This window comes from Paenarthrobacter sp. AB444, from assembly GCF_028736865.1.
Taxonomy (GTDB): domain Bacteria; phylum Actinomycetota; class Actinomycetes; order Actinomycetales; family Micrococcaceae; genus Arthrobacter; species Arthrobacter nicotinovorans_B.
Genome location: NZ_JAQZBY010000003.1, coordinates 99,207 through 120,134, shown reverse-complemented (window position 1 = coordinate 120,134; position 20,928 = coordinate 99,207). Strand labels below are relative to the sequence as shown.

Annotated in this window: 24 protein-coding genes; 14 read left to right on the top strand and 10 right to left on the bottom strand. The window is 63.1% G+C overall.

What is annotated here, in order from left to right:
• Positions 1-18 precede the first annotated feature (18 nt).
• The gene (locus PQ627_RS05760; protein WP_144661719.1) at positions 19-297 is read left to right on the top strand and encodes an HPr family phosphocarrier protein; all 279 of its coding nucleotides are present in this window, start codon (positions 19-21) and stop codon (positions 295-297) included.
• 101 nt (positions 298-398) lie between these two features.
• Here the strand turns inward: PQ627_RS05760 and PQ627_RS05755 are convergent, their stop codons facing one another.
• On the bottom strand, positions 399-1,346 hold the full coding sequence (locus PQ627_RS05755) for a DNA topoisomerase IB (protein WP_274259217.1): 948 nt from the start codon (positions 1,344-1,346) through the stop codon (positions 399-401).
• A gap of 40 nt (positions 1,347-1,386) precedes the next feature.
• Positions 1,387-1,866, bottom strand: coding sequence for a Dps family protein (locus PQ627_RS05750; RefSeq protein ID WP_274259215.1), 480 nt, complete (start codon positions 1,864-1,866; stop codon positions 1,387-1,389).
• 311 nt (positions 1,867-2,177) lie between these two features.
• Between PQ627_RS05750 and PQ627_RS05745 the strand changes: the two genes are divergently transcribed.
• Positions 2,178-2,348, top strand: a complete 171-nt coding sequence (locus PQ627_RS05745; protein WP_186313616.1) for a hypothetical protein — start codon at positions 2,178-2,180, stop codon at positions 2,346-2,348.
• Between the two features lie 84 nt (positions 2,349-2,432).
• On the opposite strand, the gene PQ627_RS05740 is transcribed toward PQ627_RS05745, so the two are convergent.
• Positions 2,433-2,654, bottom strand: coding sequence for a hypothetical protein (locus PQ627_RS05740; RefSeq protein WP_144661714.1), 222 nt, complete (start codon positions 2,652-2,654; stop codon positions 2,433-2,435).
• Positions 2,655-2,764: 110 nt separating this feature from the next.
• Between PQ627_RS05740 and PQ627_RS05735 the strand changes: the two genes are divergently transcribed.
• On the top strand, positions 2,765-3,277 hold the full coding sequence (locus PQ627_RS05735; protein ID WP_274259211.1) for a DUF6328 family protein: 513 nt from the start codon (positions 2,765-2,767) through the stop codon (positions 3,275-3,277).
• Between the two features lie 2 nt (positions 3,278-3,279).
• Positions 3,280-4,011: a DUF6766 family protein gene (locus tag PQ627_RS05730; RefSeq protein WP_274259209.1), complete on the top strand. Its 732-nt coding sequence runs from the start codon at positions 3,280-3,282 to the stop codon at positions 4,009-4,011.
• A gap of 11 nt (positions 4,012-4,022) precedes the next feature.
• Here the strand turns inward: PQ627_RS05730 and PQ627_RS05725 are convergent, their stop codons facing one another.
• Entirely contained in the window at positions 4,023-4,709 is a 687-nt protein-coding gene (locus PQ627_RS05725; protein WP_144661712.1) for a FadR/GntR family transcriptional regulator, read from the bottom strand.
• 246 nt (positions 4,710-4,955) lie between these two features.
• On the opposite strand from PQ627_RS05725, the gene PQ627_RS05720 reads away from it, so the two are divergent.
• The 4 genes from PQ627_RS05720 to PQ627_RS05705 are packed head-to-tail and all read left to right on the top strand — an operon-like array spanning position 4,956 to position 9,338.
• On the top strand, positions 4,956-6,170 hold the full coding sequence (locus PQ627_RS05720; RefSeq protein ID WP_274259206.1) for an aminotransferase class V-fold PLP-dependent enzyme: 1,215 nt from the start codon (positions 4,956-4,958) through the stop codon (positions 6,168-6,170).
• Between the two features lie 58 nt (positions 6,171-6,228).
• Positions 6,229-7,527: an ABC transporter substrate-binding protein gene (locus PQ627_RS05715; protein ID WP_274259204.1), complete on the top strand. Its 1,299-nt coding sequence runs from the start codon at positions 6,229-6,231 to the stop codon at positions 7,525-7,527.
• 6 nt (positions 7,528-7,533) lie between these two features.
• Positions 7,534-8,505: a carbohydrate ABC transporter permease gene (locus PQ627_RS05710; RefSeq protein ID WP_274259202.1), complete on the top strand. Its 972-nt coding sequence runs from the start codon at positions 7,534-7,536 to the stop codon at positions 8,503-8,505.
• Positions 8,502-9,338: a carbohydrate ABC transporter permease gene (locus PQ627_RS05705; RefSeq protein WP_144661710.1), complete on the top strand. Its 837-nt coding sequence runs from the start codon at positions 8,502-8,504 to the stop codon at positions 9,336-9,338. Before PQ627_RS05710 ends, PQ627_RS05705 begins: the two co-directional genes overlap by 4 nt.
• A 46-nt stretch (positions 9,339-9,384) precedes the next feature.
• Here the strand turns inward: PQ627_RS05705 and ku are convergent, their stop codons facing one another.
• Complete coding sequence (gene ku, locus PQ627_RS05700) at positions 9,385-10,251, bottom strand: non-homologous end joining protein Ku (protein ID WP_144661709.1); 867 nt, start codon at positions 10,249-10,251, stop codon at positions 9,385-9,387.
• A 38-nt stretch (positions 10,252-10,289) separates the two neighbouring features.
• Here ku and PQ627_RS05695 point away from each other — a divergent pair, with 38 nt between their 5' ends.
• Positions 10,290-12,872 carry an ATP-dependent DNA ligase gene (locus PQ627_RS05695; protein WP_274259199.1) on the top strand — a complete coding sequence of 861 codons (2,583 nt, stop codon included), beginning with the start codon at positions 10,290-10,292 and terminating at the stop codon, positions 12,870-12,872.
• Positions 12,873-12,928: 56 nt separating this feature from the next.
• Here PQ627_RS05695 and PQ627_RS05690 read toward each other — a convergent pair whose 3' ends face one another.
• Positions 12,929-13,189: a hypothetical protein gene (locus PQ627_RS05690; protein WP_262276937.1), complete on the bottom strand. Its 261-nt coding sequence runs from the start codon at positions 13,187-13,189 to the stop codon at positions 12,929-12,931.
• 50 nt (positions 13,190-13,239) lie between these two features.
• Entirely contained in the window at positions 13,240-13,440 is a 201-nt protein-coding gene (locus PQ627_RS05685; RefSeq protein WP_144661706.1) for a hypothetical protein, read from the bottom strand.
• Positions 13,441-13,679: 239 nt separating this feature from the next.
• Here PQ627_RS05685 and PQ627_RS05680 point away from each other — a divergent pair, with 239 nt between their 5' ends.
• Positions 13,680-14,456: a putative protein N(5)-glutamine methyltransferase gene (locus PQ627_RS05680; protein ID WP_443192741.1), complete on the top strand. Its 777-nt coding sequence runs from the start codon at positions 13,680-13,682 to the stop codon at positions 14,454-14,456.
• Between the two features lie 291 nt (positions 14,457-14,747).
• The gene (locus tag PQ627_RS05675; RefSeq protein WP_274259192.1) at positions 14,748-16,373 is read left to right on the top strand and encodes an MFS transporter; all 1,626 of its coding nucleotides are present in this window, start codon (positions 14,748-14,750) and stop codon (positions 16,371-16,373) included.
• Between the two features lie 127 nt (positions 16,374-16,500).
• Here PQ627_RS05675 and PQ627_RS05670 read toward each other — a convergent pair whose 3' ends face one another.
• Positions 16,501-17,916 (bottom strand): aminotransferase-like domain-containing protein, encoded by a 1,416-nt coding sequence (locus PQ627_RS05670; protein ID WP_274259190.1) that lies wholly within the window; start codon positions 17,914-17,916, stop codon positions 16,501-16,503.
• On the opposite strand from PQ627_RS05670, the gene PQ627_RS05665 reads away from it, so the two are divergent.
• The 3 genes from PQ627_RS05665 to PQ627_RS05655 are packed head-to-tail and all read left to right on the top strand — an operon-like array spanning position 17,915 to position 19,925.
• Complete coding sequence (locus PQ627_RS05665) at positions 17,915-18,847, top strand: DMT family transporter (RefSeq protein ID WP_274259188.1); 933 nt, start codon at positions 17,915-17,917, stop codon at positions 18,845-18,847. The two genes, PQ627_RS05670 and PQ627_RS05665, sit on opposite strands and share 2 nt — an antisense overlap.
• Positions 18,848-18,872: 25 nt before the next feature.
• Complete coding sequence (locus PQ627_RS05660; RefSeq protein ID WP_274259186.1) at positions 18,873-19,496, top strand: FMN-binding negative transcriptional regulator; 624 nt, start codon at positions 18,873-18,875, stop codon at positions 19,494-19,496.
• Positions 19,497-19,505: 9 nt separating this feature from the next.
• Complete coding sequence (locus tag PQ627_RS05655; RefSeq protein WP_274259184.1) at positions 19,506-19,925, top strand: VOC family protein; 420 nt, start codon at positions 19,506-19,508, stop codon at positions 19,923-19,925.
• Positions 19,926-19,942: 17 nt separating this feature from the next.
• Here PQ627_RS05655 and PQ627_RS05650 read toward each other — a convergent pair whose 3' ends face one another.
• Positions 19,943-20,458 carry a GNAT family N-acetyltransferase gene (locus PQ627_RS05650; RefSeq protein WP_274259183.1) on the bottom strand — a complete coding sequence of 172 codons (516 nt, stop codon included), beginning with the start codon at positions 20,456-20,458 and terminating at the stop codon, positions 19,943-19,945.
• Complete coding sequence (locus PQ627_RS05645; protein WP_274259181.1) at positions 20,455-20,925, bottom strand: SRPBCC family protein; 471 nt, start codon at positions 20,923-20,925, stop codon at positions 20,455-20,457. Before PQ627_RS05645 ends, PQ627_RS05650 begins: the two co-directional genes overlap by 4 nt.
• Positions 20,926-20,928 lie beyond the last annotated feature (3 nt).

Below are 20,928 nucleotides of genomic sequence, written 5' to 3'. Positions count from 1 at the left end.
CACCACAAAGGAGCACCAATGCCCGAACGTACAGCCACCATCGCAAGCCGCGTCGGCCTCCACGCCCGTCCGGCAGCCATCTTCGCTGAAGCAGCGGGAGACCTGGATATCGACGTCACCATCGCCCGCCAGGGAGAGCCGGCCGACGACGCCATGGACGCGGCCAGCATCCTGTCCCTCATGAGCCTGGGTGCTTCCCACGGTGACGTGGTGGTGCTTCGCGCCGAAGGCGACGGTGCGGACGAAGCACTGGACAGCCTGGTGAAGATCCTGGAAACGGACCACGACGCCGAGTAGGGACACCCAAACCCTCAGCGATACGAAAAGAGCCTGGCGGCACCGGAGATGGGTGCCGCCAGGCTCTTTTGGCTTCCGCCCCACTCCCTGGGGCGAATCGTCTAACTGTTCAAGAATGCTGCGACCGATGCCTCGGTGGGCTTCACGTCCTTCAGTTCTTCCGAAAGGTACGCCTCGATGATCCGGGGATCCACGTACGAGGAGCGGGCCACTGACGGAGTGTTGCCCAGAAGCTCCGACGCTTCCTTGATGGCCCTGGTGATGGCCTGGCGGGGAGTCCCCTTGTGGCCGGATTTGATAAGGCAAAGCGCGGCGGCGGCAGTGCCTTTCCACGTCCGGAAATCCTTGGAAGAGTATGCCTCTCCGGCAATGCCCCGGAGGTATTCATTGATCATGGACCCGTCGACGTTAACCCAGGTTCCGTTGTCCTGGTAGGCAAGCAGCCGCTCCTTCCCTGGACGCTCCGCCAAGGGTTCGAGAAAGGCCGCGAGAGCGGGATCGTGAATGGACGTGTCCCACAGATGTCCGCTTTTGCCAGGGAACTTCAGGAAGACATCCGGCCCTGCCACCCTGGCGTGTCGGCATCGAAGCGTCGTCAGTCCGTAAGAGCCGTTTTGCTTCATGTAGACCTCGGATCCAACGCGGAGCGCTCCCAGGTCCATGAGCCGGACCGCTGCTGCCAACGTCTGCTGCTTCGGGTCGGTCTCATCCTGAAGGTGGACCGTCACATTGCGACGGACTGTTGGCAGGACCAGGCCCAGGGTGGCAGCCCGGATGAACTTCTCTGTGTCCTTCCGTTCCCGCCAGCGGGGGTGGTAGATGTACTGGCCGCGCCCGGCACCATCAACGCCGGTGGCCAGGATGTGCCCATGCTCGTAGGGGCTGATCCATACGTCGGTCCACGCAGGCGGGATCGCCAGCGCGTTGATGCGCTGGCGATCCTCTTTGCTGACCAAACTGCCGTCGGGATGGCGGTAGCTGAACCCCGTTCCAACCTTTCGGCGGACGATGCCGGGCTTGGAAAGGTCACTTCTCTTCAGCCGTGGCACGGTCTGGGCCTTGTCTTTGCTGGGCCGTTGGGCTTCTTGCTCAGGCCTCGTCCGGGTCCGTCACGGCTGCGCCGGCGTTCATGATCTCGGCATTGATCATCCAGACCAGCTGCTCAAGGCGGGCGATGAACGCGTGCAGCAGGTCCGCCGTCGTCGGATCTTCCTCGTCAACCTCGTCGTGAACGTCGCGCATGGTCTGAACCGCGCGCTCCACCCGGTCGGTGACCAGCTTGACGGCATTCTTGGTGCTCACCAGCCCGGCCGGGAATTCCTCAAGACGGGTTCCCTTGGCGATGGTTGCGCTGCGTCCGTCCGGCAGGGCGTGGAGGGCACGCATGCGCTCGGCGGTGTCATCAGCGAACTGCCGCGTTGCCAGGACGAGCTCGTCCAGCTGGAGGTGGAGATCGCGGAAGTTCGGTCCCACGATGTTCCAGTGCGCCTGCTTCCCCTGGAGCTGCAGCTCGATGAGGTCGGTCAGGACGATTTGAAGGTTGTCTGCAAGCTGCTGTGACGCTTTCATGTGTTCCTCTCATGGACGTTCATGTGAGCCAAAAACGTGCCGCAAAACGTCTGCGGCAACTGCCCAATCATCAGGTGACGACTGCGATAAGCCTTTCATAAGGGTGCTTAGTAGTACAATGAGGAGTGTTGCTGTTCACAGCTGGCGAACTTCATATCCTAACGAAGCCCGCCGGCTGGTAACGATACGAAGGCACTTCGAGGCTGCGGAAACGCCTCTTGGTACCGGCATAACCACATCGAAGTAAACCGGAATGCATAATCGGGAATCCCGGATTCACCAAAGATTCCCCGGAAAGGAATGTGCTGACCATGAATACACTTCTGATCATTGCTGGTGTAGTAGCAATTGTTCTTCTTCTTGTGGGCGGTTTCTCGCAGGCCCTGAGCTGGTTGCTGTGGGTAGGTGTTGTCCTCCTCGTTATCGCGGCCATTGGTTGGCTGCTGAGCTTCATGTCGAACCGTCGGGGTCATACGGTTTAGAGCGCATCCGAGGACTTCCAACAGGTCAACGGGGGCTGTTCCCCGCGTTCATCAGCTGGACGCGGAGACGGCCCTCTGGCGCACCTACCCTTCGCCGGACTCCTGCCCTGTCGCCGCGGCAGGTGGAGCGGCATCCGGATCCTTGGGTGTGGGAAAGTCGTCGCCCGGTACGTCGGGAACGCCTTGCGCGGGACGCTCGGGGGTTTCGGCTCCGCTGCCACTGCCTGGGAGTTCTTGCTCGGGAGTCGGCGTACCGTAGCCGCCGGGCTCGCTGTCCGGGTCGACCCGGTGCTCGTCATGACTCATTTGTCCTCCTTGGAATCCGCTTGAGGCCCCGAAAAGTTCGAGGGGTGCTGACAGTCCGACCGTAGTCCGGCACACCCCCGGCGTCCACCAATTGCTGCGGAGGCATACGAATGGCAGAGCAGGAACAAGTTCCAAGGATTGGCAGGAACGAGTCCACGGAAGAACGCATGGACCGCAACTGGATGGAACTCATCCAGGAATTGCGGGTCCTCCAAACCGGCGTCCAGATTCTGGGCGGATTCCTGCTGACGCTTCCCTTCCAATCGCGCTTCGGAGAACTGGACGATTGGCAACGGGGCCTGTACCTCTTCAACGTCATGGTGGCAGCCCTTACCACAGTGCTCATCGTCATCCCCGTCAGCGTGCACCGAAGGCTCTTCCGCCGCGGACTTAAAGCAACCCTCGTTTCCAGCGCTGACGGAGTCACCAAGTGGGCGCTGGGAGGTGTCGCTGTGTTGATTGTTGGCTCCGCGACCCTTGTCTTCGACTTCACGGCCGGGAGGACTGCCGGCATCGTGGCCGGCGGCTTCATAGTCCTGATGCTGCTGCTGTTGGTGGTTGGAATGCCTCTGTGGCTTTACCACCGCGGCATGAACGGCAACGGAAACGCCAAGGAGGAGTGAACATGCCAGGACCCGTCCAAAGCCGTGAAGCTTCCAAGGGGAACCACGGCCAGTTGGGCCGACGCGGACCCGTACGCCAGTGGGTAAAGAACCACGGCCTGTTATTGGCAAACCTCGGCCTGTTCGCCGTCTTCTTCGGCGGCATGATTCTCTCAGGAGCCGCGAACTACAGCGAGGAACAACAAACCCACGGCGGGGCCCCTGTCGGCATCTTTGAATACCTGGGCACCGGCCACTTCGTGGAGGCCGTCTTCGAGAACTGGGAGTCCGAGTTCCTCCAGATGGCCATGTATGTGGTCCTCACTGTCTTCCTCTTCCAGAAGGGTTCCTCGGAGTCCAAGCCCATGGGCAAGAAGGCTCCCCAGGACGAAGACCCCCGTGATGCCAAGCCAACGGCCAAAACGCCGTGGCCCGTCAGGCGGGGCGGCTGGGTCCTGAAGGTCTACGAACACTCACTTTCAGGGCTGCTGGCGCTCTTGTTCCTGGCCTCCTTCACCCTTCACGCCCTCGGGGGTACGGCGGCCTACAACGAGGAACAACTTAGCCACGGCCTGCAACAGGTTTCCACGTGGGAGTACATGGCTTCGAGCCAGTTCTGGTTCGAGTCCTTCCAGAACTGGCAAAGTGAATTCCTGGCCGTCGGGGTGCTGGTAGGAGCATCCGTCTATCTGCGGGAGCGCGGTTCACCCGAATCCAAGCCCGTAGCCGAGCCGCATTATGAAACGGGCTCCTAGAAGCCACAGCTTTATAGCCGGGGTTCCGGCCTGAGCTTTTTGAGCCAGATCTCGGTCTGGGCAATGTGGGCGGCCGTCGCCGTAGCCGCCATGGTCGGATCCCGCCGCGCGATCGCAGCCACGATTGCGCTGTGGCCGGCGGTGCTGTCCTCGCGCACGGCCGCACCGTCCTCGCCGTCGAAAATATGGAAGTGCCCGCCGCGCGAGCGGAAAAGCCTGACCAGTGCGTTGAGCGTCGAATTCCCGCTCGCCCGGCAGATTTCCTCGTGGAACTGAGAGTCGAGTTCGGAGTACTCACTGGGGCTGTCGGTGGCCTCCATCCCCTCCACGAGCGCCGTCAATTTTGCGAGGACTTCCGGCGTGGCGTTGGCGGCTGCAGCAGCAGCGGCATGGGATTCCATGAGCCTGCGGATTTCGAAGAGTTCCAGCAACCCGTCCAGTGGCAGCAGATCCACCAGCAGGGCGAAATTCTGGAGGATCACCGTCGGCTCCAAGGACGAGATATAGGTTCCGGAACCGTGCCTGGACTCCATGACGCCCAGCGCGGACATCGCCCGCACAGCTTCCCTCAAGGAACTTCTTGAGACACCCAGCTGGGCCGACAGCTCAGCTTCGGGAGGACACTTCTGGCCTGCAGCGAGTTCCCCCGAAGCGATCTTGTTCCTCAGGCCCTGCATTGCCGTTTCAACAGCACCCATGCGTCCCCTCCTTCACATCCCGGTATCACGCTACCGCACCGGACCGCCCGGGCATCGGTGTGGACACATTGTCATGCCTTCGCATCAAGACATCGTATCTCTTACCCACAGAAGGCCACTATTGCCGGAAATTCTCCGTGAAGTGGCTCAAGTCATCTTATGACTATTTTGAATTGTCCGTTGTCTATGCCCCAGCTGTGATGTAACTTACAGAGCGTTGTCCCATTCCTCCTGACGAAGGACGCCGTGATCCCAGCACCCCTCACAGTCCCCCGCCCGATGTTGACCCCCGAGGGCCAACCCGCCATGGCCGACTGGAGCCTCACACCGTCCAAAGTCCACCTCAACCACGGCTCCTATGGCTCCGTTCCCCGCGCCGCCCAGGCGGAGCAGCTCAAACTCAAGGAACTCATGGACCTGAACCCCTGCCCGTGGTTCATGAATCAGTTCGAGCTGGTGGCCACGGCGCGAAGGGAGGTCGCAGCTTTCCTCAGTGTCGATCCGCAGCACCTTGCCCTGGTACACAACGCCAGCGCCGGGGTGAGCACGGTGTACAACTCGCTGGACTTTGCTCCCGGTGCGGAGATCGTGACCACCAACCATGCCTATGGCGCGGTGCTGCAGGGCGCAGAACGGATAGCCCGCAGATGTGGCGGCCACGTCCGGATTGCGGAAATCCCCCTCGAAGCGGACGCAGAGACTGCTTGTGACTTGGTGATGGCCGAGGTGACTCCCCGCACAGCACTGATCGTGGTGGACCAGATCACCTCGGCTACTGCCCGGGCCTTCCCTGTCGAAGACATTGCCCGCGCGGCTTCCGTCCTCGGGGTGCCCGTGTTGGTGGACGCAGCCCACGCTCCGGGTGTGCTGGAGTTTCCGGTTCCCGATTTTGAGGGTTTCTGGGTAGGCAATCTCCACAAGTTTGCCTGCGCGCCACGCGGAACGGCAGCCCTGGTGGCACGGGGACCACAGGCAGAGTCGCTGCAACCGTTGATCGATTCCTGGGGCTTTCCCTACAGCTTTCCGGAAAACTTCGACCACGTCGGGACCCAGGATGTGACCTCCTGGATGGCAGCCGGAACAGCCTTCGACACCATCGAAGGGCGATACGGCTGGGGCACTTTCCGGAACTACGCCAGGGAGCTCTGCGACTACGGCCAGTCACTGATCGGCGAGGCGTTCACCAACGCCACGGGCCGCAACGCGGCGGTCGACGTCGGCATGCCGGTAGGGCCGCTGCGCCTCATCCGCCTGCCGGACGGACTCGCCACTACCCACGAGGATTCCCACACCGTGCGCGGCTACATTTCCGAGCATCTGGACATCGAAACAGCCATCACCACTTTCAACGGACAGGGCTACCTGCGGCTTTCCGCCCACCTGTACAACTCCCCCAAGGACTACGAAATATTCGCGGAGAAGGCGGTTCCGGAACTTGTCCGGCTCGCCCGATCCCTCTAGACCCCACCCGCACCCGCTCAGCCGGTGCAAACACTCAACCAATCAACGGAGGACCCACGTGAAATCCAGAATTATGGCGTCTGCGGCAGCAGGCCTGGCGGCAGTTCTTGCACTTGCCGGGTGTGGAGGCGGCCAGCAGCAGGCGGCCGATGGCAAAGTCACCTTGAAGATGGTGGAAAGCCTCACCAACCCCACCCGAACGGAAACCTTGAAGAAGCTCATCTCGGGCTTCGAGCAGGCAAACCCCGACATCAAGGTGGAGCTGATCTCGCCGCCGACGGATCAAGCGGACCAGAAGATCCAGCAGATGCTCCAATCCGGCAAGGGCGTTGATGTTGTGGAGGCCCGCGACATCACGGTGGGCTCGTTCGGCGCCAACAACTGGCTGTACGACATGACCAAGGACCTTGATGGCTGGGACGGATGGAACAACCTGACCGAAAACGCGGTCAAGTATTCCAAGCAGAACGGCAAGACCTACTACATCCCCTACGGTTTCTACGGCCTCTCCCTCTTCTACCGCTCGGATCTGGTCAAGCAGGCCGGCTTCGACGGTCCTCCCAGCAGCTGGGAGGAGATGGCGAAGCAGGCCGAGGCCCTCAACAAGCCGTCCGAGAACAAGTTCGGCTACGCGTTCCGTGGAGGCACCAACGCCAACTCCAACGCCGTAGCGATCATCGAGGCCTACGTGGCTGACGAGATCGACCGCGAGAACGCCTTCAAGTTGAGCAACGGCAAGACCATCTTCTCTTCCCCCAAGGCCCAGCAGGCCATGGATCTCTACATTGACCTGTTCAAGAAGGGCTCGCCGCCCTCATCCGTGGCGTGGGGTTACCCCGAGATGGTCCAGGGCTTCAGCAACGGCTCCACGGCTTTCCTGCTGCAGGACCCGGAAGTGATTGCCACGGTCAAGGAGTCGCAGGCCATCAAGCAGGATCAGTGGAACGTCGCCCCGCTCCTGGTGGGTCCGGGCGGCAAAGCCATCCAGCCCGTCGCTTCGGCTGGCTGGGGTATCGCCGAATCTTCAAAGGCCAAGCCCCAGGCCGTCAAGCTCATCAAGTACTTGGCGCAGGGTGACGCTGCCACCACGTTCAGCAAGGACAACAGCTTGGTCCCCACCCTGAAGTCCGCAGCCCAGGACCCCTTCTACAGCACCGGCCCTTGGGCTGCCTACGTCAAGATGACGGAGAACCCGGACACGTACGTCTCCGCGATCCAGCCGCGCAGCGTTTCCTGGTGGACGGAGTGGATCAAGAAGTCCGACGGCGAACTTCAGCGGGTCCTCACGGGCCAGATGTCCACGACCGAGCTGCTGTCCAGCTGGGACAGCTACTGGACTGAAAAGATGAAGGGGTAACCACCCGTGACTCTCGACGTCAAGCAAGCCGCACCGCCCCCATCGGGGCGGAAAGCCGCGCGGCCGGAGCCGGGCAGGGGCAGCTCGTCCAAAAGACGGTTCAATGGCCGGACAGCGTTGACCCTGTTGGCCTTCCTGGCACCGGCAGCGGTGTTCGTGGGGATCTTCACGTACTACCCCATGATCGCCGGCAGCCAGATGGCGTTCCGGAACTGGAACCTGAATGATCTTTCCGATACCTCATGGATTGGCTTCGGGAACTTCCAGAGCCTGTTCGATGCTCCCGAGTTCGGTACGATCGTCCGCAATACCGTCGTGTGGGTTGTCGGATCGCTGGTCCCGCAGGTAGTCATCGGGTTCGCCGTGGCGCTGTTCCTGAAGCGGCGGTTCCGGATGCGCGGGGCGTACCAGGCCATGATCTTCTTCCCCTGGGCGGTGTCCGGCTTCCTCATCGGCATGCTCTTCCGGTGGATGTTTAACGCGGAATTCGGCGTGGTGAACGACCTCCTCATGAAGGCGGGAGTCATCAGCTCGCCCATTCCGTGGTTGTCGGATCCCGGCTTCGCCATGACTGCGATCATCATCGCCAACATCTGGTACGGCGTGACGTTCTTCGCCATCATGATCCTCGCCGCCCTGCAATCGGTGTCGGACGAGATGTACGAGGCCGCCGCTTTGGATGGTGCGGGCAAGGTTCGGACGTTCTTCAGCATCACGCTGCCGAGCATCTCCACCACGCTCGCGTTGACCATCCTGTTGCGGGTGATTTGGATCTTCAACTTCCCGGACATCATCTTCGCGATGACCGGCGGAGGTCCGGCCGATCAAACCCACATCATCACCACGTACATGATCAAAATTACCCAGGAAGGCGACTACGGCAAGGCGTCCGCCCTGGGTTTGATCGTCATGGTCACCCTCATGCTTTTCGCTGCCTTCTACCTCATGGCCGTCCGCTTCCGAAAGGCAGACCGATGATCAACACTCCAACGCTCATGGGCCGCATTTCGAAGGTGGTTTTCCTTGGCCTTTGCCTGATCGTCACTGTCTTTCCGCTGTACTGGATCGTGGTGACGTCCCTCAAGGAGCCGGGTGCCATCTACTCGCTGCCCTTGGATTACTGGCCGCGGCAGTTGTCGTTGGATAACTACGTCGGGCTTTTCACAAAGTCCGACTTCGGCCAGTACATGCTCAACAGCCTGGTGGTGGCGCTGGTTGCCGCGTCGGTGGCGACGCTCATCTCGCTGCTGTCCGCCTACGTCCTGGCACGGTTCCAGTTCTCCGGTCGAGGGGCTGTGCTGGGTGCTTTCCTCATCACGCAGATGATCCCGGGGTTCATCGCCCTGGGGCCGCTGTACCTGATGATGACCGACTTCGGCTTGGTGGATTCCAAGACAGGACTGATCCTGATCTACATCGCCATCTGCATCCCGTTCTGCACCATCATGTTGCGCGGTTTCTTCGAGAACGTCCCTGATGCCCTGGAAGAGGCCGCCATGATCGACGGTTGCTCCAGGCTGGGTGCGCTCTTCAGGGTGATCGTGCCGGTGATGTTGCCCGGTATCGCTGCGAGTTTCGTGTTCAACTTCGTGAACTGCTGGAACGAGCTGTTCCTGTCGGTGACCCTGATGAACAGCGACAGCAACAAGACCATCCCGACGGCGTTGGCCGGCTTTATCTCCAGCTTCAACATTGACTGGGGTTCGATGTCCGCTGCCGCGGTTTTGACGGTGGTACCCACGCTGGTGATCTTCGCTTTTGCCAGCAAGTTCATCGTCCAGGGACTGACCGCGGGTTCAGTAAAGGGCTGACGCGAGCGCCGACCGTCGGGCGCCCCTCAAGGCGCCCGACGGCGGTTCACGCCTTCTTCTTGGCCCGCGCCTTTGGCTTGCTGTCGGCTTTGCTGGCGGCAGCGTCGTCGTCGGACGCTTTTTCCTTGCCGCGCTTCTTGTCCAGGCTTCGCTTCAGTGCCTCCATGAGGTCGATGACGTCGCCGCCCTCGCCTTCGCCTTCGACGTTGCCGAAGGTGGCCTCGGTATCGAGCGCCTCGCCCTTTTCCAGCTTGGCTTCGATAAGTGTCCTCAACTGGGCCTGGTAGTCGTCCGTGTATTCATCGGGGTCGAAATCATGGGCCATGGATTCGACCAGGGCGGACGACATTTCCAGTTCCTTGTCCGAGATCTTGATGTCCGTTTCCAGGGACGGGAACTTGGCCTCGCGGACTTCATCGCCCCACAGGAGGGCCTGCAGCAGCAACACGTCACCGCGCACGCGCAGCGCACCCAGCCGGGTTTTTTGCCGCAGCGCGTATTGGACGATCGCGATCCTGTCCGTGTCCTCCAGCGTCTGCCGCAGCAGCATGTAGGCCTTGGGCGACTTGGAATCCGGTTCCAGGAAGTAGCTGCGCTCGTACATGATGGGGTCCAGCTGCTCGGCGGGAATGAACTCCACCACCTCGATTTCGCGGCTGTTTTCCTCAGGCAGGGACTTCAACTCGGCGGCGGTGAGGACCACCGTGCGGCCTTCTTCCTCGTAGGCCTTGTCAATATCCTCGTAAGCAACAACTTCGCCGCAAATTTCGCATTTTCGCTGGTACCTGATGCGCCCGCCGTCCTTATTGTGGACTTGGTGCAGGCCAATGTCGTGATCCTCCGTGGCACTGTAGAGCTTCACTGGTACGTTGACCAGACCGAACGCGATAGATCCCTTCCATATGGCCCTCATACACCCAGTCAACAGCACAACCCAGCGGAGGAGAAGAGGTGGCAGGCAAGCAGCAGGAGCGCGTGAACGTGGAAGGCCACGAACTCACGCTCACCAATCTGGGCAAAATCATCTACCCGGAGACCGGCACCACCAAGGCTGAGGTGCTTGAGTACTACGCCACTGTGGCCCCTTTCCTCATCCCGGCTGCGGCCAACAGACCCGTGACGCGCAAGCGCTGGGTCAACGGCGTGGGGACTGTCGAGCACCCGGGGCAGGTGTTCTTCCAGAAGAACCTGGAGGACTCCGCGCCCAGGTGGATTCCGCGGGCTGCCATCCAGCATTCGGACCACACCAATGTCTATCCCATGGTGAACAACCTGGCTACCCTCACGTGGATGGCACAGATCGCTTCCCTGGAGATCCACGTACCGCAGTGGCAGGTGGACGGGTCCGGGACGCCGTTGAGGCCGGACCGCTTTGTGTTGGACCTCGATCCCGGTCCCGGCGCAGGCCTCCCCGAGTGCGTGGAAGTTGCCATGCTGGCCCGTTCCATCCTGCAGGACATGGGGATGGAGCCCGTCCCTGTTACCAGCGGGAGCAAAGGTATCCATCTGTACACGGGGCTGGACGGCACCCTCAAATCCGAGCAGGTCTCCGCTTTCGCCCACGAGCTCGCCCGGGCTCTGGAAACCGACCACCCCGATCTCGTGGTCAGCGACATGAAGAAGTCCCTGCGCAAGGGCAAAGTGCTGGTGGACTGGAGCCAGAACAGCGGCAACAAGACCACGATCGTGCCCTACTCCCTCCGCGGCAAGGCCCACCCAACGGTCGCGGCACCCCGGACATGGGAGGAACTTGAGGACCCTGACCTGGACCACCTTGACTACACGGAAGTGATGGAGCGGGTCAGCACGGGCGAGGACCACTTCGCCCCCATTTCGGAACGGCACCTGCCGCCCCACACCGAGGACGGGAACGACGACGGCGGTACTCCCGGCCCGTCGGCCGGCGCCCGCGAGCGCGTGGTGACGGTCGAGAACCGTCTCGCCAAGTACGTCGGGATGCGCGATCCGGAGAAAACCCCGGAGCCGTTCCCGCCGTCGTCGGCCGCTTCCACAGCGGTGTCCAGCGGAACGTCAGCCGGGCAGCCCAAACCCGGCGACCCGGCACCGCCCGGTGGCATCTTCGTGATCCAGGAGCATCATGCACGCCGGTACCACCTGGACCTGCGGCTGGAACACAACGGGGTCCTGGCATCCTGGGCGCTGCCGCGTGGAGTCCCGGAGACGCCGGACCGGAACAACCTGGCCGTCCACACGGAGGACCACCCCATGGAGTACGCCACCTTTGCGGGGGTGATTCCCAAGGGCGAGTACGGGGCAGGAACCATGACCATTTGGGACCGCGGGGAGTTCACGTGCGAGAAGTGGCGCGATGACAAGGAGGTCATCGCGACGCTCACAGGTGAGCCTGGAGGTGGCCTTGGTGGCACCAAACGACTCGCGCTGATCAATACAGGGGACCGTTGGCTCATTCACCTGATGAAGGAGCAACCGGGCGGCAAGCGGAGCGCCAAAGCCACGCCTGCTGCCAAGCCTGCCACCACGCCTGCCGCCAAGCCGCGCGAACCGGAGCCGCAACCCATGCGCGATTACGCCCCCATGCTGGCTACCTCCGGAACAACTGCCGATCTCCGCGGCGGCAACTGGTTGTACGAACTCAAGTGGGATGGCATCCGGGCCATCATCACCAGAACCGAGGGGCGGATCCGGCTGATGAGCCGCAACGGGAACGACCTCACGGCCACCTACCCCGAGCTCACCGACCGCGCCTGCTGGCCCGAAGGTGATTTTGTGGCCGACGGCGAAATCGTCGCCCTGGGCAAGGGATCCAAGCCGGACTTCGGCCGTCTTCAGCTGCGCATGAACCTGGTCAAGGCCGCCGACATAGAGCGGGCGCGGGCCTCGGTTCCGGTACAGCTGATGCTCTTTGATCTGTTGTACGACGCCGGCACGGACGTGAGCGGGCTGCCTTTGCTTGAGCGGCGCAAGCGGCTGGATGCGTTCGCGGAGCGCTTGCCCGGTGGATGCCCGCTCCATGTGTCAGCGGTGCTGGACCACGACGTCGAGGACCTCATGACCAGCGCTGCCGATCTGGGCTTGGAGGGGGTCATGGCCAAGAAGGCCGACAGCCGTTACACCGTGGGTCGTCGCAGCGGGTCGTGGATCAAGCTCAAGCTGGAGCAAAGCCAGGAAGTGGTGGTGGGCGGTTGGCGCCCCGGAGCCGGGGCCCGGAGCGGGACTTTCGGGGCGTTGCTCCTGGGCATTCCCGACGGCGATGCCTTGCACTATGTAGGCAGGGTGGGCACGGGGTTTAAGGACTGGCAGCTGCGGGAGATCATGGACCGGCTGGAACCGCTGGCGGTGGACGCTTCACCCTTTAAGGACATTCCGAGGGAGGACTCCGCCGGTGCGCGCTGGGTCCGACCCGAGCTGGTGGCCGAGGTGACTTTCGGTAACTGGACTGGTCCTGGCAGGCTGCGTCATCCGGTGTGGCGGGGTTGGCGCCCGGACAAGTCCCCTTCCGACGTCAGCCAGCCCAACCAGGGGACAGATAACGCTCCTACGAGGCCTCAGTAGTGCGTTAACTGTCCCCCAGTTGGGCTGGCGGGGTGTCGGTTGGGTGCGGTGACGGGTTAGGACGAGTGCGGCATCTGCGGACGGCTGGTCCGGTGGATTGCCGTTACCGCCGCACCCTGGCCCATGCGGCCGTGGGCTTGGTCGCGGTCCTTCGGGTGCCGGCGTTTGCCGTTGCCGTCCGGCCATTGATTGCCTTGGTCCGCTCCCAAAGCCAGGGGCATGCCTGTTGTCTCGGGCATCGGTGCCATGTCCATGGACTCCACCAAGTGGCTTGCAACCTCAGGATCGATGCCCTCAGCGTTGTGATTCGCAGTCATGGTTTTTCCTTTCCAGTGCGCCTGTTTTCCTATGGGCCTGTCCGCCGGAGTTACCAGCGGACCTTCTTCTCGGTCTTGGCCATCTTGCCGCTGGCAGCGGTGGGCTTGTGCCCCTTGCCGGTGCTTTGCCAGCCGGCCGGAGCGCCGCCGCCCGACTTCCTGGCGAGCATTGCCCGTTGGGCGTCGGTGAGCTTGGACTTGATGCCGCCGGAGGCGGGCTGCTTGTTGTCGTCTGAAGGGTTGGCAGTCATATGGACTCCTAAAAGTGTGTGAGTCCTGAAGAGACACGTATCCCGTGACATGCGGTTTAAGAAAAGGCGTCGACAACGGGAACGGCGTGGAGGCAAGCCTCAACAGGCGTGGATTTTTGTCATCTGAAACGCAGCTGCATGCTCAAATCAAAGAGCACGGCCGGTCTACTCAAAAATCAGTGTTCCCATGCGTCATACCCTAACCATCATCCTGCACATTTGTGAACCCCTCGATTAGCATGGCTCTCGTGAGCCGGAGCAGTTTGATCGTCGCCGCCCTTCGCGATGCCGGCTGTGTTTTCGCCGAGGACGAGGCCCGGCTCCTGATCGACGCTGCCGCCCATCCGGACGAACTGGACCGCATGGTAGCCCTGAGGGTGGGCGGTCTGCCGCTGGAACACATCCTCGGCTGGGTGGACTTCTGCGGGACACGCATGGCTGTTGCCCCGGGCGTCTTCGTGCCGCGGCGTCGCACGGAGTTCTTGGTGCGACAGGCGGCGCTGACCGCCAAAGCGGGTGCCATCGTCGTCGACCTCTGCAGCGGCTCCGGCGCCATGGGTGCCGCACTTTACGATCTTCTGGGCGGTTGCGAACTCCACGCGGCCGACATCGACCCCGCCGCGGTTGCGTGCGCGCAACGGAACCTGGGGCCTCGTGGGGGAACTGCTTACCTCGGCGATCTCTTCACGCCGCTCCCCCGCCGGCTGCTGGGACGGGTCGACGTGCTCCTGGTCAATGCACCGTACGTCCCCACGGATGCCATCAGCCTGATGCCGCCGGAAGCGCGGGTGCACGAGCCGGTGGCAGCGCTCGACGGCGGCACTGACGGTTTGGGTATCCAGCGTCGCGTCGCGCTGGGGGCACCTCCGTGGTTGTCGCCGGGCGGGCTGCTTCTGATGGAAACTTCCCGGCAGCAGGCCACCGCGACGGCGGGGCTCCTGGCACGGTCCGGGCTGACTGTGGACGTGGTGACGGACCCGGATCTCGATGCCACACTGGTGGTAGGCGGCCACTGAGGGCCGTACTGGATTCGTCACTTTCAGGGCCGGGATTGGGCCCGTTACGTGGGCATAGCTAAACAATTTGGTAACAACGTGCTTCGCGGGGCAAAAACTGCAGGACATCCGCGTCCTTGCAGGGCAAAAGCCGGTAATGAGATGCAACACACCTAGGCAATTTGCACCCCTGAGAGGGCCAAAAATCGGATCTCAACTCGGGTTTCAGGCCCAAACCGCGTAAAATTGAAACCCTGCCCAGAGCGGGGCAGCAGAAGTCGCAAGCAAATGACCTCCCTAGGAGAAGCCCAAATGCCCACAGACCAAAGCAACACCGTCTCTCCGGATGGCGCAAGGAACGCCTCCGGAAACACAGTATCGGCAGGCCACACCCCGGCCGCCACCAACGCATCAAAGAACGCAGCGAAGAAAGCGAAGCTCCGCCCGAAGCGCCGGTTGAAAGAATCGGATGTCAACGTGGTGGACAAGCCCATGCTGCGCAAAGCACTCGGCGGAACCATCGTCGGCAACACCATGGAATGGTACGACGTCGGCGTCTTCGGCTACCTCATCACCACCATGGGGCCGGTCTTCCTGCCCGAGGCTGACAAGTCGGTCCAGACACTCTTCCTCCTGGGCACTTTCGCCGCGACCTTCATCGCACGCCCCCTCGGCGGCGTCGTGTTCGGTTGGCTCGGCGATAAGGTGGGCCGCCAGAAGGTGCTCGCCGCAACACTGATGCTGATGGCGGCAAGTACGTTCGCCGTCGGACTTCTTCCCGGCTATGCGCAGATCGGCATCTGGGCCGCCGCATTGCTGGTGATCCTGAAGCTCGTCCAGGGCTTCTCCACCGGTGGTGAGTACGCCGGTGCCACAACGTTCGTGAGCGAGTACGCGCCGGACAAGCGCCGTGGCTACTTCGCGAGCTTCCTTGATATGGGCAGCTACATTGGCTTCGCCTTGGGTGCCGCCCTGGTCTCCATCCTGCAGCTCACGCTCGGACAGGCTGCCATGGAGGAATGGGGCTGGAGGCTTCCGTTCCTGATCGCTGGTCCGCTCGGCCTGATCGCTGTGTACTTCCGTAGCAAGATCGAGGAATCCCCCCAATTCCAGGCCGCCCTGGACGCGCAGGAAGCAACCGCCAAGGACGCAGCGTCCCACGATGCCGCTGTCGCCAAGGGTCCCGTCGGCATCATCAAGGCTTACTGGCGTCAGATTGTGCTGGCCATGATCCTGGCTGCTGCTGCCAACACTGTCGGCTACGCGCTGACCTCCTACATGCCGACGTACCTCACGGATTCCAAGGGTTACGACCCCGTGCACGGCACCCTGCTGACCATCCCGGTCCTGGTGATCATGGCCGTGTGCATCCCGCTGACGGGCAAGCTTTCGGACCGCATCGGCCGCCGCCCCGTACTCTGGATCGGCGCAGGCAGCACCATCGTCTTCGCGGTTCCGGCGTTCATGCTGATCGGCATCGGGGACATCTGGTCCACTTTGGCCGGACTGGCACTCATCGCCTTCCCCGTGACGTTCTACATCGCCAACCTGGCATCGGCCCTTCCCGCGCTGTTCCCGACCTCCAGCCGCTACGGTGGAATGGGCATTGCCTACAACTTCTCCGTGGCGATCTTCGGTGGAACCACCCCATTCATCGTGCAGGGCCTCATTGAGGGCACGGGCAATGACATGATGCCCGCGTACTACCTGATGGCGACGTCCATCGTGGGCGCCATCGCCATCTACTTCCTGCGTGAATCGGCCCAGCGTCCGCTGCCGGGCTCCATGCCCAGCGTGGACACGCAGGCCGAAGCCCGCGAACTCGTGGAGACGCAGGACACCAACCCGCTCATCAACCTGGACGAGATGCCGTTCGACGGCCAGCCCATCGATGATGCCGTGTTCGGCTCAGGCAAGAAGGACATGACCCCCGCGTAGGAACCGTTTGCCTGCAACTTCTGCACAGCGACGCTTACCCAAGCGACACGGATAGTCCGCGGCAATCCGCCGCCCACTGTACCCACCAGCCCCAAGGCGCTCTCCTTGGTGCTGGTGGCTACGGGCGTTAAGACCCCAGCTGGGCCGCGACAGCCTCACCGATGATCCGCGCACCATCCGGGAAGCGGCCCGGGTTCGGCCCGGCGTAGTTGAGCCTGATGTAGGGCCCCTCCGGTTCCGCGGGAAACCACTCGGATCCAGCGGCGATCAGTACACCGGCCGCCTCGCAATCCTTGGTGAGCCGGTCGACGTCGAACCCGTCCGGCATCCGCAGCCAAAGGTTGAGGCCGCCCTTGGGCAAGTGGCTGAGGTGCGCCTGCGGGACGAACTCCTGGAGGCTGGCGACGAGCAGGTCGCGTCGCGACTGCAACTGGTGGCTCAGTCCGCGGAGGTGCGTTTGCCACCCGGGCTGCGTGACGACGTCGAGCGCCGCCGCCTGCAGCAGGCCGCTGACGTACATCGACTCCGCCGCTTGCGCACCCATGATCCGTTCGCGTGCCGGGCCGCGGGCGATGATCGCGGCGACGCGGATGGACGGCGAGACGCTCTTGGTCAAGGAGCGGATGTAGACCACATGCCCCGAGTCGTCCTTGGCGGCAAGCGGAACGGACGGCGAGGTGATGCCGAAATCGTGGGCCCAGTCGTCCTCCACAAGGAAGGCCCCATGCCGTTGGACAATGCGCAGCACTTCCTCCCCCCGCTCCGCGGACCATTGTGCTCCGGTGGGATTCGCGAAGTTGGGCTGGGCGTAGAACAGCCGGGCACCGGATTCCTCGAAGGCCCTGTCCAGTTCGTCCGGGTCCGGGCCCTCCGGCCCGCTGGGGACAGGGATGACGTTCACACCCGCCTGCCCCGCAGCCAGCAGCGCACCCCAATAGCTAGGCGACTCCACCAGCAACGGCTGGCCGTGTCCCACCAGTCCGCGGAAGATGGAGCTGAGTCCGCTTTGGCTCCCGGGAAGTACGACGACGTCGCTCGGCTGCGGTGGCGTGACGCCCACCGACGTCGAGGTGCTGAGTTCGTGCGCGAACCAGGATTGCAGTTCCGGAAGGCCCTGCGCCGGCGGCCGCGATAATGCAGCATCTCCCCGTGCTGCGCGGGTCAGCGCGGCGCGGACCAGCCTTTCCGGGAGGAGCTCGCGGTCCGGATAACCGGAATGGAAGGCGATGACATCATTGGAGGCACTGCGCATGGCGGCGGAGTTCAGGGGCCTGGCAGCCTGGGCCGAACGAAGGGCTGCGGTCTGCCAGCCGTAGTCTGATGGCCGGGCCGTGCGGTAGGCGCGGACAAAGGTTCCGACGCCCGGACGGCTCTCGATCAAGCCCTGGGCGGTGAGGGTTCGCAGCGCCTTTTGCACCGTCACGGGGCTCACTTGGTACTCGGCCACGAGTTGCCGGGTGGATGGCAGCTTTGCTCCGGGGGCGGCTCCCGCGATCCATTCTTTTACTCGCGAGACGATCCGGGAACTGCTATCGTTGTTCATGAGTCATAATAGTAGCGCTACTCTTATTTCCACGCCAGCGGTATCCGCCCGTACATCAAGCGGCGTCTGGTGGGGCCTCCTCGGCGTCGTTGCCTTCTCCTTCACTGTCCCGCTCACGCGCGTGGCCGTGGAGGGTATGTCGCCGCTGTTCATAGGCGCGGGTCGGGCAGTGGTTGCTGCCGTGCTCGCGGCCCTGGCCTTGGGGTTGACGCGTCAGCGCTTTCCCCGCGGTGTCCAGTGGTTCAGGCTGGCCGTCGTGGCGGGCGGTATCGTTGCGGGATTCCCTTTGCTGACCACCTTCGCACTGACCAGCACGTCCGCCAGCCATGGCGCCGTCGTGATCGCGCTACTGCCAGCTGCCACGGCGACGATAGCGGTGATCCGTGGCCGGGAACGTCCCCGCCCCTTGTTCTGGGTCCTTACCGCGGTGGGAGTCGCGGCCGCGTTGGTCTTCGCGCTGGTTCAATCCGGCGGTTTCGGTTCGCTCCACTGGGCTGATCTGCTGCTGCTCGGAGCCGTGCTCGCAGCCGCCATCGGCTACGCGGAGGGCGGCTTGCTGGCCCGTGAGCTGGGCGCCTGGCAGACCATCTCCTGGGCTTTGGTGGTCGCTTCTCCCGTGATGATCGTGCTGACGCTGGCAGCGCTTGCTTCCGGACTGCCCGAGGCATCCCCCGTCCAATGGTTGTCCTTCGCCTACCTCGGAGCGGTGAGCATGTTCCTGGGATTCTTTGCCTGGTATCACGGACTTGCGATCGGACCCATGGCGCAGGTCAGCCAAATCCAACTGGTACAGCCCGTCATGACCATCGCCTGGGCCGGCCTCCTGCTGGGCGAGCCGATGACCTGGACCACTGTCGTAGGCGGGCTGGCCGTGATCCTCTGCGCAGGCGCCGCCGTCCGTGTCCGGCTTAACCCGCCGTCGAAGTCCTGAAGCGAAACCCGAAAGGAAGAAAGCAATGTACACCCCAGCGCATTTCGCCGCGTCTGACGAAGCCCTCACGGCCCTTCTTACCCACAGCGGCGCCGCCAACCTGGTCACCATGTCTCCAAACGGCTTGCTCGCCACACTTCTGCCGTTCGTCTACGAGCCGTCGGTGGGTGGGCACGGCGCCCTGCAAGCACACATGGCCCGCAACAACACCCAGTGGTCCTCCCCCGTTTCCGGTGAGGCGTTGATGATCGTTCAGGGTGCGGATGCCTATATTTCGCCGTCGTGGTACGCCTCCAAGGCAGAACACGGCCGGGTGGTGCCCACGTGGAACTACTCGACCGCTCACGTCTACGGTGAGCTTGTTGTCCACGACGACGCCGAATGGTTGGGCAGGCACGTCCGCCGCCTCTCGGATCAGCACGAGTCCGGCATGGACCGGCCGTGGTCCGTCGATGAAGCACCCGGGCGGTTCATCGCCGGGCAGCTGAGGGCGATTGTCGGCGTCGAACTTGTGATTACCCGGGTGGAGGCCAAGACTAAACTCAGCCAAAACCGCAACGCTGCCGACGTCGACGGGGTTATCGCCGGGCTCCGCGCGGCAGGCAAGCCCGAGAGCGCAGCGGATGTGGAACGCGCCCGGACCTCGTAGACTCGGCGCATGCGTGATGAAGCCGCCGAAACCCGTGCCCCCAGGGGATCCATCCACCACCTGGAGATCTGGGTGCCATTCCTTGAGCGTGCGAGGGAGGAGTGGGGTTGGCTCCTGGGACAGCTCGGCTACGAACCGTTCCAGGAATGGCCCACGGGGTGCAGTTGGAAGCTCGATGGAACGTATGTGGTGGTAGAGCAGACCGATGCCATCACGGGCACGGCCCATCGCCGGACGGATCCCGGGGTGAACCACGTGGCGTTTCATGCAGGCACCCGCGAGGACGTGGACAGGATCCGGGCGCTCGGCGCGGACGCGGGCTGGTACGAGATGTTCGAGTCGAAGTACCCGCACGCAGGCGGACCGGACCACTACGCCGCGTACCTGCTGAACACTGACAGCTACGAGGTTGAACTGGTAGCTGACTAGCGGGCGCGGCCAAACTGCTAGGTCGGGGGAACAGCCGGACGCCACATGGCCACCCTCGGCCAACGGGTCAGCCCCAGCTCGGCCTCGTGTTCCATCAGGCGGGCCAGCTCCGGACCCCAGCTGCCGGCGTCGAGTACTTCGAACCCAAGGCGGCGGTAGTACGGCGCATTCCACGGCACGTCCCGGAAGGTACTGAGGGTCTGGCGATGCATCCCGTGCCCCCGGGCCCAAACCCGCGCGGCGTGCAGCAACTCCCGGCCCAGCCCTTGATGCGCATGCTCGGGATGGACACTGACCTGTTCGACGTGGCACTCCCCATCAACCACGTCGGCCAGCAAGTACGCCACCGGATAATCCAGCCCGTCCACGGACACCCAGGCCCGGCCGGCAGCGGCGTAGCCGTACAGCTCCTCGACGGACAGTGGCTCATCGTCGGCGACCGAATCCATCCCCAATGTCCGGAATGCCTCGCCCGCGGCGCGTTCGATCTCCTGCAGGATCACCAGGTCGTCAGCGTGCGCGAGCCTGATCATGGCCGTGCGTCCAACGTCGGCGGCGCTTGGGCCACCAGGAATTCATTGCGCTTTTCGATCAGGTTCTGAAGGTAGCGGCCCAGGACCAGCTTCTCCACGAGGCGGCCCAGCGGACCAAAGGGAGCGGCGAATTCCACAGTGTCCACCATGAGCGTGCCGCTGCCGTCCGGCCGGAACTCATGGGTGTGGCGGAGGTACTTGAAAGGGCCCTGCACCTGCTCATCAGTGAACGACGCCGGAGCCTCCATCCGCACGATCCTGCTGGTCATGCGGAATCGGACGCCCAGGTGCCAGGCCTGCCAGGTGACAGTTTCACCTTCCGAGATGAGGCCCGTGGTGGTCCCGGCGATGGCCTTTTCACGGCTCTTTGTCATCGAGCCGACATGGGCATCAATGTTCCTCGACAGGTCGAACAGCTCCTGCGGCGGCATGCTGGAACGGGTACGGCAGACAAAAACAACGGGCATACC

Bases quoted from the DNA above. Each gene is read 5' to 3' on its own strand.
- PQ627_RS05760 (WP_144661719.1), top strand. From the start codon at position 19: ATGCCCGAACGTACAGCCACCATCGCAAGCCGCGTCGGCCTCCACGCC.
- PQ627_RS05750 (WP_274259215.1), bottom strand. From the start codon at position 1,866: ATGAAAGCGTCACAGCAGCTTGCAGACAACCTTCAAATCGTCCTGACC.
- PQ627_RS05745 (WP_186313616.1), top strand. From the start codon at position 2,178: ATGAATACACTTCTGATCATTGCTGGTGTAGTAGCAATTGTTCTTCTT.
- PQ627_RS05740 (WP_144661714.1), bottom strand. From the start codon at position 2,654: ATGAGTCATGACGAGCACCGGGTCGACCCGGACAGCGAGCCCGGCGGC.
- PQ627_RS05735 (WP_274259211.1), top strand. From the start codon at position 2,765: ATGGCAGAGCAGGAACAAGTTCCAAGGATTGGCAGGAACGAGTCCACG.
- PQ627_RS05730 (WP_274259209.1), top strand. From the start codon at position 3,280: ATGCCAGGACCCGTCCAAAGCCGTGAAGCTTCCAAGGGGAACCACGGC.
- PQ627_RS05725 (WP_144661712.1), bottom strand. From the start codon at position 4,709: ATGGGTGCTGTTGAAACGGCAATGCAGGGCCTGAGGAACAAGATCGCT.
- PQ627_RS05705 (WP_144661710.1), top strand. From the start codon at position 8,502: ATGATCAACACTCCAACGCTCATGGGCCGCATTTCGAAGGTGGTTTTC.
- ku (WP_144661709.1), bottom strand. From the start codon at position 10,251: ATGAGGGCCATATGGAAGGGATCTATCGCGTTCGGTCTGGTCAACGTA.
- PQ627_RS05690 (WP_262276937.1), bottom strand. From the start codon at position 13,189: ATGACTGCGAATCACAACGCTGAGGGCATCGATCCTGAGGTTGCAAGC.
- PQ627_RS05685 (WP_144661706.1), bottom strand. From the start codon at position 13,440: ATGACTGCCAACCCTTCAGACGACAACAAGCAGCCCGCCTCCGGCGGC.
- PQ627_RS05680 (WP_443192741.1), top strand. From the start codon at position 13,680: ATGGCTCTCGTGAGCCGGAGCAGTTTGATCGTCGCCGCCCTTCGCGAT.
- PQ627_RS05675 (WP_274259192.1), top strand. From the start codon at position 14,748: ATGCCCACAGACCAAAGCAACACCGTCTCTCCGGATGGCGCAAGGAAC.
- PQ627_RS05665 (WP_274259188.1), top strand. From the start codon at position 17,915: ATGAGTCATAATAGTAGCGCTACTCTTATTTCCACGCCAGCGGTATCC.
- PQ627_RS05670 (WP_274259190.1), bottom strand. From the start codon at position 17,916: ATGAACAACGATAGCAGTTCCCGGATCGTCTCGCGAGTAAAAGAATGG.
- PQ627_RS05660 (WP_274259186.1), top strand. From the start codon at position 18,873: ATGTACACCCCAGCGCATTTCGCCGCGTCTGACGAAGCCCTCACGGCC.
- PQ627_RS05655 (WP_274259184.1), top strand. From the start codon at position 19,506: ATGCGTGATGAAGCCGCCGAAACCCGTGCCCCCAGGGGATCCATCCAC.
- PQ627_RS05650 (WP_274259183.1), bottom strand. From the start codon at position 20,458: ATGATCAGGCTCGCGCACGCTGACGACCTGGTGATCCTGCAGGAGATC.
- PQ627_RS05645 (WP_274259181.1), bottom strand. From the start codon at position 20,925: ATGCCCGTTGTTTTTGTCTGCCGTACCCGTTCCAGCATGCCGCCGCAG.